Raw genomic sequence first — 1,465 nt, 5'->3', positions numbered from 1 at the left:
CGCACCCGCTCGACCTGGGCGTCATCCAGCTTGGGCGGACGACCGGTGGCCGGACGCCGGCGCAAGGCATCAGTGCCGCCCTCCTCCCATACCCGTCTCCACCGCCGCACGCTCTCGTGGCTGACCTCCAACATCCGTGCGATCTCAGTACTCGTGCGTCCTTGCCCAAACAACTCGGCCGCCCGTACACGCCGGGCCTCGGCCAACTGCGGCCGCGTCAAAGGAGGAACGACAGATCTGGAAGCAACAGGCGATGGCTTGAAAGACACAACATCAGGCTCCCACCAACAAGCCCGTCACACCCACAGAACTAACGAAAAGATCAGTAGAGGTCGACTCGATTGGCGATCAGCGAAGCGCGTCGACAGTGAAGGGGGTGCGAAATCCTACGTGCGCGGGGTGGTCAGCTCGGGGACACTCCGGGCATGAGCTTCGACGCCATCCAGACACCCCAGGAACGGGCTCTTGGTCATGTGGCCGGGCTGTCGTCCGGTCCGCCGGTAGATCCCATGCTTCGGGTGACCCTCAACTTTCATCCGGACCGTCTGACACGCGGCAAGCCGATCCTTGTCTCCCTGGCTGAGTGCGGTGCCTATGTCTCACAGTTCGTCACCGGAACGAGCAACGGCGGCCTGACTGCCCACCCCGGCGGGGACCGGTGGCGGTGGGAGAGCCGGATCTTCAACGGCGCCTACGACAACGCCGCTGCCAGCGAGCGGCCCGTCTATGGGGCACTGAACTTCGGCCAGAAACCCGTCGGCGCGGCGCCGCGCTTCGGTTCCTCCCACTTCCGGCTCACCGCCCGGACGCTGGAGCGGACGACGTTCTGCTATCCGGACAGCTGCCTGGAGCCCTCAGACTTCGGTACCGCAGAGCGCATGGGGCTTATCGAGCTGGCCCTGGCCGACCGTCGGGACGCCCTCGATGACTGCATCGAAGCGCAGGTGCACGGACCGGTACGCCTCGATCGCGACGTCGAGGCCCTGGTCCTGGACCACTGCTACCGAGGCACGGCCGTCGAGGACGCTGCTGTCCGCCTTCCGTGCCCCGTGGAATGGCACCCTGGATTCCGACTCACGGTCGAGGAGCTCCGTCGGCATCCCGCCTATCGGGGCCAGGAGTTCATCGACCTAGGCGCGCAGATCGCAGTCGGTGGCGTGCTCAATCCGCGCCTCGTTGGAGACGCCGCCAGTACCGGTCGTTATGACCTGCAGGCGGTCAAGAAGGTGTGGCACTACCTGGCGCGTTTCGGAGCACCTTGGCAGGTGACCGACGAGGCGGAGCACTGGGCGCATGAAGAGGAGGCTGCGATCGATGGCGTTCGCTGATCGCTTGGTGCCGGAGCGGCTGTGGGTGTTGTTCCGAGCCGTTAAGACGCCGTTTCTGATGGCGTGATCGCTCGTTGAGCTGTGCATGGCGGATCTGGTGGAGCGGTTGGTGCCGGACGAGTTGTGGGTGCTGTTCC

General features: G+C 65.5%; 2 protein-coding genes. One reads left to right on the top strand and one right to left on the bottom strand.

The window, feature by feature from the left end:
- Nucleotides 1-269, bottom strand: a 269-nt coding sequence (locus ACFV1J_RS40305) for a helix-turn-helix domain-containing protein (protein WP_385866984.1), incomplete at its 3' end; no start/stop codon positions are given.
- 156 nt (nucleotides 270-425) lie between these two features.
- On the opposite strand from ACFV1J_RS40305, the gene ACFV1J_RS40300 reads away from it, so the two are divergent.
- Complete coding sequence (locus ACFV1J_RS40300; protein WP_385866982.1) at nucleotides 426-1,328, top strand: DUF3626 domain-containing protein; 903 nt, start codon at nucleotides 426-428, stop codon at nucleotides 1,326-1,328.
- Nucleotides 1,329-1,465 lie beyond the last annotated feature (137 nt).

Origin of the sequence: Streptomyces sp. NPDC059649, assembly GCF_042734445.1 — a bacterium.
Lineage (GTDB): Bacteria > Actinomycetota > Actinomycetes > Streptomycetales > Streptomycetaceae > Streptomyces.
This window is presented reverse-complemented; position numbering and strand designations above follow the sequence as displayed.

Coding starts and splice junctions, on each gene's coding strand:
- ACFV1J_RS40300 (WP_385866982.1), top strand. CDS start 426: ATGAGCTTCGACGCCATCCAGACACCCCAGGAACGGGCTCTTGGTCAT.